General features: G+C 63.5%; 9 protein-coding genes. 7 read left to right on the forward strand and 2 right to left on the reverse strand.

Annotation, left to right across the window (positions count from 1 at the left end; translation table 11 throughout):
• The first annotated feature begins 38 nt into the window (after positions 1-38).
• The 6 genes from modA to AC19YT_RS24890 all read left to right on the forward strand — a co-directional run bounded on the left by modA (position 39) and on the right by AC19YT_RS24890 (position 5,029).
• Entirely contained in the window at positions 39-806 is a 768-nt protein-coding gene (modA, locus tag AC19YT_RS24865; protein ID WP_500611198.1) for a molybdate ABC transporter substrate-binding protein, read from the forward strand.
• On the forward strand, positions 807-1,487 hold the full coding sequence (gene modB / locus AC19YT_RS24870) for a molybdate ABC transporter permease subunit (protein ID WP_095108469.1): 681 nt from the start codon (positions 807-809) through the stop codon (positions 1,485-1,487).
• A 3-nt stretch (positions 1,488-1,490) separates the two neighbouring features.
• On the forward strand, positions 1,491-2,579 hold the full coding sequence (gene modC, locus AC19YT_RS24875; RefSeq protein WP_500611199.1) for a molybdenum ABC transporter ATP-binding protein: 1,089 nt from the start codon (positions 1,491-1,493) through the stop codon (positions 2,577-2,579).
• A 161-nt stretch (positions 2,580-2,740) separates the two neighbouring features.
• Positions 2,741-4,384 (forward strand): ABC-F family ATP-binding cassette domain-containing protein, encoded by a 1,644-nt coding sequence (locus AC19YT_RS24880; protein ID WP_500611200.1) that lies wholly within the window; start codon positions 2,741-2,743, stop codon positions 4,382-4,384.
• 67 nt (positions 4,385-4,451) lie between these two features.
• Positions 4,452-4,667, forward strand: coding sequence for a hypothetical protein (locus AC19YT_RS24885; protein ID WP_095108472.1), 216 nt, complete (start codon positions 4,452-4,454; stop codon positions 4,665-4,667).
• A gap of 131 nt (positions 4,668-4,798) precedes the next feature.
• Positions 4,799-5,029: a hypothetical protein gene (locus tag AC19YT_RS24890; protein WP_095108473.1), complete on the forward strand. Its 231-nt coding sequence runs from the start codon at positions 4,799-4,801 to the stop codon at positions 5,027-5,029.
• Between the two features lie 3 nt (positions 5,030-5,032).
• On the opposite strand, the gene AC19YT_RS24895 is transcribed toward AC19YT_RS24890, so the two are convergent.
• Positions 5,033-5,383, reverse strand: coding sequence for a hypothetical protein (locus AC19YT_RS24895; RefSeq protein WP_095108474.1), 351 nt, complete (start codon positions 5,381-5,383; stop codon positions 5,033-5,035).
• A gap of 255 nt (positions 5,384-5,638) precedes the next feature.
• Here AC19YT_RS24895 and AC19YT_RS24900 point away from each other — a divergent pair, with 255 nt between their 5' ends.
• Positions 5,639-5,887, forward strand: a complete 249-nt coding sequence (locus AC19YT_RS24900; protein WP_095108475.1) for a hypothetical protein — start codon at positions 5,639-5,641, stop codon at positions 5,885-5,887.
• 39 nt (positions 5,888-5,926) lie between these two features.
• On the opposite strand, the gene AC19YT_RS24905 is transcribed toward AC19YT_RS24900, so the two are convergent.
• Positions 5,927-6,331 carry a hypothetical protein gene (locus AC19YT_RS24905; RefSeq protein WP_500611201.1) on the reverse strand — a complete coding sequence of 135 codons (405 nt, stop codon included), beginning with the start codon at positions 6,329-6,331 and terminating at the stop codon, positions 5,927-5,929.
• Positions 6,332-6,606: the final 275 nt, after the last annotated feature.

Below are 6,606 nucleotides of genomic sequence, written 5' to 3' on the forward strand. Positions count from 1 at the left end.
TAAATCGCTGCCCGCCTACCCTCGCCACGGAGCTGTACATGACTATTCGCGTCTCTGGTTTTGCCCCCACATGCCTGGCTTCGCTGCTGGCCCTCTGCGCCTTTGGCCCGGCCCAGGCCGACGAAGTGCAAGTGGCGGTCGCGGCCAACTTCACCGCCCCGGTGCAGGCGATTGCGGCAGATTTTGAAAAAGACACCGGACACAAACTGGTGATTGCCTACGGCGCCACCGGCCAGTTCTACGCCCAGATCAAAAACGGTGCGCCGTTCGAGGTGTTCCTCAGCGCCGATGACACCACACCGCAAAAACTCGAAAGCAAGGGCGACACGGTCAAGGGCTCGCGCTTCACCTACGCCATCGGCACATTGGCCCTGTGGTCGGCCAAGGACGGCTATGTCGACGGCGAGGGCAAGGTGCTGCAAAAAAACCAGTTCAAACACCTGTCCATCGCCAACCCCAAGGCTGCGCCCTACGGCCTTGCCGCTACCCAGGTGCTGGCCAAGTTGAACCTGACGGAGCAGGTCAAGGCCAAGCTCGTCGAAGGCCAGAGCATCACCCAGGCCTACCAATTCGTCTCCACCGGCAACGCTGAGCTGGGTTTCGTAGCGCTGTCGCAGATCTACAAGGATGGCAAAGTCACCAGCGGTTCGGCGTGGATCGTGCCGGCAGCCATGCACGAGCCGATCAAACAGGACGCGGTGATCCTCAACAAAGGCAAGGACAACCCCGCCGCCCAGGCCCTGGTCGATTACCTCAAAGGCCCGAAAGCCGCCACCGTCATCAAGTCCTACGGCTACCAGCTCTAAATGCCGCTCTCGAGTGCTGACATTGCCGCCATCTGGTTGACCCTGAAACTGGCGTCGCTGACCACGGTGATCCTGCTGATAATCGGCACTCCGATTGCCCTGTGGCTGTCGCGCACCCGTTCCTGGCTGCGCGGCCCCATCGGCGCGATTGTCGCCCTGCCCCTGGTGCTGCCGCCGACCGTGATCGGCTTCTACCTGCTGCTGACGCTGGGGCCCAACGGCGTTCTCGGCCAATTCACCCAGTCCTTGGGCCTGGGCACCCTGACGTTCAGTTTCACCGGGTTGGTGATCGGCTCGGTGGTGTACTCCATGCCGTTTGTCGTGCAGCCGCTGCAAAACGCCTTCTCGGCCATCGGTACCCGGCCGCTGGAAGTGGCGGCGACTCTGCGCGCCAACCCCTGGGACACTTTTTTCAGCGTAACCCTGCCCCTGGCTCGCCCCGGTTTCATCACCGCCGCCATCCTCGGGTTTGCCCACACCGTGGGCGAATTCGGCGTGGTGCTGATGATCGGCGGCAATATCCCGGAAAAAACCCGCGTGGTCTCGGTGCAAATCTACGACCACGTCGAGGCCATGGAGTATGCCCAAGCCCACTGGCTGGCCGGCGCGATGCTGGTGTTCTCGTTCCTGATCCTGCTGGCGCTCTACTCAAGCCGCCAGACCAAAGCCGGCTGGAGCTGAGCGATGACCACCCTGATTCACGCCCGCCTGAAGGTGAGCTACCCCGATTTTTCCCTGGATGTCGACCTGCAATTGCCCGGGCGCGGCATCACCGCGCTGTACGGCCACTCCGGGTCCGGCAAAACCACCTGTCTGCGCTGCATCGCCGGCCTGGAAAAAGCCCAGCAAGGCTTTGTCCAGGTCAACGATGAAATCTGGCAGGACAGCGCCAACCAGCGTTTCGTGCCGCCGCACAAACGGGCCCTGGGCTATGTGTTCCAGGAAGCGAGCCTGTTCACCCACCTGTCGGTGCGGGCCAACCTGGCGTTCGGCCTGCGCCGCATTCCCCGCGCCCAGCGCCGGGTGGACATGGCCCAGGCCACTCAGTTGCTGGGCATCGGCCACCTGCTGGAGCGCCACCCGCAGCATTTGTCCGGCGGTGAACGCCAGCGCGTGGGCATCGCCCGTGCCTTGCTCACCAGCCCGCGGATTTTGCTGATGGACGAGCCCCTCGCGGCCCTGGACAGCCAGCGTAAAAGCGAAATCCTGCCGTACTTGGAACGCCTGCACGACGAGTTGGACATCCCGATCCTGTACGTCAGCCATTCCCAGGACGAAGTGGCGCGCCTGGCCGACCATATCGTCCTGCTGGAACAGGGCAAGGCCCTGGCCAGCGGCCCTATCGCCCAGACCCTGGCGCGCCTGGACTTGCCCTTGGCCCTGGACGATGACGCCGGGGTCATTATCGAAGGCCAGGTACACACCTACGACCCGGCTTACCAACTGCTGACCCTGCAGCTTCCCGGCAGCGTGTCGAGCATCCGCGTCACCCACGGCCCAGTGGCCAATGGCCGCACCCTGCGGGTCAAAATCCAGGCCCGGGACGTCAGCCTGAGCCTGCAGGACAGTGGGCAGAGCAGCATCCTCAATCGCCTGCCGGTCACGGTGGTCGAAGAGACCCCTGCTGACAACAGCGCCCATGTGCTGGTACGCCTGGACGCCGCCGGCACCGCGTTACTGGCGCGGATCACCCGCTATTCCCGCGATCAGTTGCAGTTGCACCCGGGGCAAGCGCTGTGGGCGCAGATCAAGGCGGTAGCGGTGCTGGCTTAAGCCCCCGACGCTTGCAGGCCTATTGCCAGCCAGGTTAGGCTGGCCCCCTTTCCCCGCCCGCTGGATGAACGCCGACGTGAACTTCTAAGCCTTCCAAAATGTATTCGCAACAAGCCGCCCCAGGCGCTTGTTGGCCTTTTGCGCATTTTATGGAGGTGCTGATGACTGACGTCACGCGGCTGCCCACCCTCGTTTCCCTGCATCGGGTCTGTTTCCAGTTCGCCCATGGCCAGACCCTGTTCGATGACCTGTCCCTGACCCTCGACTCTCGCCCCACCGCCCTGGTCGGGCGCAATGGCGTGGGCAAAAGCCTGCTCGCACGCTTGATCGCCGGGCAGTTGACGCCCTCTGGCGGCGCCATCAGCCGCTTCGCAGCGGTGGCCTATGTGCCGCAACTCCCCGCCCAGGCGCAGGACCAGAGCGTGGCGCAACTGATGGGTGTTGCCGATGTGCTGCACGCGTTGGCACGCATGGCCGCAGGCCAAGCGAATCCTGAAGACCTGGAACGGATCGACGACCGTTGGGACCTGGCGCAACGGGTGCGTGCGGGCCTGGACGCGGCCGGTCTGGAACAGATCAGCCCCGAGCAGCGCGCCGATGGCCTCAGTGGCGGGCAATTGGCGCGGATCGGCCTGCTCGGCGCATTCCTTGGCAACACCGCGCTATTGATCCTCGATGAGCCCAGCAACCACCTCGACCGCGCTGGCCGGGCCTGGCTGTTGCAGATGATGGCGCAGTGGCGCGGCGGCTTGCTGGTTATCAGCCATGACCGCCAACTGCTGCGCCAAGTGCAGCGGATTGTCGAGCTCACGCCCCGTGGCCTGCGCAACTATGGCGGTGACTATGCGCTGTTCCAGGCCCAACGCGAGGCCCAACACACTGCCGCCCAGGCGGCCCTGGAACACGCCCGCGACGAACGCAGCCGCGAGCGCAAGCGTCAGCAACGGGAGCACGACACCATCCAGCGCCGCGCCGCCGCCTCGCGTAAAAACGCCGACACCGCCAATATCTCGCGCCCGGAGCGGGCCGGGATGAAAGGCGCGGCCAAGGACATCATGGGCCATGTGCGCCACGCTCATCAGGCCCGCCAAAGCGACCTCGACGCCCAGGTACGTCAGGCCTACAGCCAGGTCATCGAACGCCCCAGCACTCTGTTCACCCTGCCTGGTAGCGCCGTGCCAGCAGCGCGGCAGGTCTTCACCCTGGTGGACGCCCAATTGCCCTGGCTGGCGCCCAACGAGCCCGGCAGCCGCCTCACCTGCACGGTCCACGGCCCGGTGCGCATCGCCGTCAATGGCCCCAATGGCTGTGGCAAATCCACCTTATTGAAGATGCTGGCCGGTGTCCTGGCGCCCATTGGCGGCCGCTGCACCACCCACGTGCCTCACGCCTATCTCGACCAAGCGCTGGCCCTGCTGGACGACCAACGTTCGATCCTCGAGCAGCTCGGCCCCCAGACCACCCTTGACGAAGGCGAGTTGCGCACGCGCCTGGCGCTGTTGCAACTCGACGCCGCCCGCGTGGTGCAACCCTGCGCGCACCTGAGCGGCGGTGAACGCCTCAAGGCAGCGCTGGCGCTAGCCCTTTGGCGGCGCACGCCGGCGCAATTACTGCTGCTGGACGAACCGACCAATCACCTGGACCTGGAGTCGCTGGAGGCCATCGAGCAAGCTTTGGCAACCTGCCCGGCGGCGATGGTGGTGGTGTCCCACGATGAGGATTTCATCGCCGCCCTCGCGCCCACCCACCACTTGACATGGCAAACCAGTGGCTGGCATTTGCGTGCGGCCGATCACGGGGGCTGACGCCGATCATTGCAGCTTCGCGGCCCGCTTCTATAGTGAGGGGGGCCAGAAGTAGAGAGGTGTCGCCATGGAAGACATTTTCATCGTCAAGCGCTGCAACAAGTTCCGCATCCGCGGCCGTCGTGCGGGCGAAGCGGATCAAAACGCGGTGCCGCAGGACTGGTACCGGGTGCTCGATACCCGCACCCAGGGCTTCATTGGCGACGGCTATGACGAACTGGCCGATGCAAAGAAGGAATGCTTGCGCTTGAACCTCGCCAGCCAGCACGTCGTGCCCCGCTAGGCGTGGTGAACGCTGGCCTTTTGCCCGTCTATACTCAACGCAGCTGAAGGAACAGCCCCATCGACGCAGGCTCGCAAATCCGGGCCTTGCGCCCAATCCGCCGCGCGACACATTGGATGGAGGTGCTGCACATGTCCGAGAAAGAGTCCATCACCACGGTATTGACCCTGCTGGAGCAACGTCAGTTGCGCCTGGCGGCCGCTTGCAAGGAAATCGCCGACTGGGTTGACCGCCAGGGCGGCCATCCCACTGCACTGCGCGTGCGCGACCGGCTGCGCGAAATCGAGCGCGAAACACCGCAGGTGACCCGCGCGCTCACGTCCCTCAAGCCTCAGGAACCGCGCCTGCCCCGCTTTCGGTGAAACCTAGAGGCAAGTGGCCAGGGCCGCCAGCCGGCGCTTGGCCGGCCAATCATCGGTGCCCGCGTAGTAATTGACGCGGGTGGCGCCCGCTTCGCCGTGCACATCGACAAAATACTTGGCGGCCACCGTATACACCGTGTAGCCCCCGGCCTGGCCGGGCTCGAGGAAACCGCTGGCGTCCACGCCGAACACCGCTTCGTCCTGCCAGGCAAATTGCACGCATTGCGCAACCACCTGTGCCTCTTTGCTCGATGCCAGGGTTTTGTAAGGCTTTTTGCTACGGGCCTCGTTCATCGCCGGCGCCGCGCACCCAGCCAACATCACCAGGGCCAACGCTCCCATCACTAACCGCATGTGCCACCTCCCCGAAGAAAAGGGCGTGACTGTAGCACCCGCACGCCGTGCTCGCATCGTGGGCGGCGGGTTGATGGCTAACGCGAGCAGGCTTGCTGCCACAACTGGGCATAGGTGCCCGCCAACTAGCAGACCAACGGCCCTACCCGCGCCGCCCCAGGGGCTAAGGTTTTAGAGCGCGCCCGGCCGGCAGGGTTGGCCAACCTTGCCCAAGAGGATTAGGCCGGGCCCACAGCAAACCTGGAGGAGATCACCATGCGACTCAATACCCCGGAACAGAACCTGCGGCGCGACCTGCACGAAGTCGCCTCGGACTTGCGCTGGTCAGCCGTCGAACTGTCGCAGATCGCCCAGCGCCTGGACCTGGCGGGCAACAGCGCCGATGCCCAGGCCCTGGCGCGGCTGCGGCAGATCCTGCAACAGCACGAAGCGCAATTGACGGGCTACGCCTATGAGGTCAAGGCCCGCGTCATTCACCGTTCGGTGGAGGGCCTGGAGCAATAAGGCCCGCAGGCGCCAGGCCAGCCTGGCGCCTGCACGGCGCTACAGCACAAGAGTGTTCATGGGATAAAACAACGTATTCAACACTAACAACAGTAACCAGAAACCGATCTCGATAGTTTCTGTAATAGGCTGGATCTTACGCACCGCACCATAGATATGTACCAGTGCCATTAAAGTAAACACCACAAACAACACATCAAAGGCATAGCTGAAATGGGTGCCGGTCGTTGCCGAACGCAACATCGTGGCCTCCACCACCAGAATAAACGCCCCCAGGCAGCGGCCAAAGTAGATGGCCAGGTGTTTTTCCTCAGGCACCACCCAGCGCATCAGCCGTGCCCAGCGCAGCGGCGCGATAAAAATCGGCAGTGCGAAGAAGCACGTCGTGAGCACCATAAGTATCGTTATATAGTCCTTACTGTAGTGCGACCAATATCCCAACATCTGCTCTCTCCTTGTTTTTATTGTGTGCGCTGGCCAGCCCCTGAATAGTTGCAGATATTCAAGGCTTTGACCCGGGGACAACTACAAAACAGTACTAAAGAGAGCGCGACCGACAATAAAGGCTTAGTTGCCTACTTGCCAATAAACCGGCGGCCGCAAAAACTGAGTGCAACACCTGACCTTTCCGGTACGGTGCTGCCACTATGTCCTATCACGAACTCAGTATCCCCGAACGTGCGACCCTTCAACTCGGCCTTGCCCAAGGTTTCAGCCAG

It is taken from the genome of Pseudomonas sp. MF08875, assembly GCF_059862525.1.

Coding starts and splice junctions, on each gene's coding strand:
- modA (WP_500611198.1), top strand. CDS start 39: ATGACTATTCGCGTCTCTGGTTTTGCCCCCACATGCCTGGCTTCGCTG.
- modB (WP_095108469.1), top strand. CDS start 807: ATGCCGCTCTCGAGTGCTGACATTGCCGCCATCTGGTTGACCCTGAAA.
- modC (WP_500611199.1), top strand. CDS start 1,491: ATGACCACCCTGATTCACGCCCGCCTGAAGGTGAGCTACCCCGATTTT.
- AC19YT_RS24880 (WP_500611200.1), top strand. CDS start 2,741: ATGACTGACGTCACGCGGCTGCCCACCCTCGTTTCCCTGCATCGGGTC.
- AC19YT_RS24885 (WP_095108472.1), top strand. CDS start 4,452: ATGGAAGACATTTTCATCGTCAAGCGCTGCAACAAGTTCCGCATCCGC.
- AC19YT_RS24890 (WP_095108473.1), top strand. CDS start 4,799: ATGTCCGAGAAAGAGTCCATCACCACGGTATTGACCCTGCTGGAGCAA.
- AC19YT_RS24895 (WP_095108474.1), bottom strand. CDS start 5,383: ATGCGGTTAGTGATGGGAGCGTTGGCCCTGGTGATGTTGGCTGGGTGC.
- AC19YT_RS24900 (WP_095108475.1), top strand. CDS start 5,639: ATGCGACTCAATACCCCGGAACAGAACCTGCGGCGCGACCTGCACGAA.
- AC19YT_RS24905 (WP_500611201.1), bottom strand. CDS start 6,331: ATGTTGGGATATTGGTCGCACTACAGTAAGGACTATATAACGATACTT.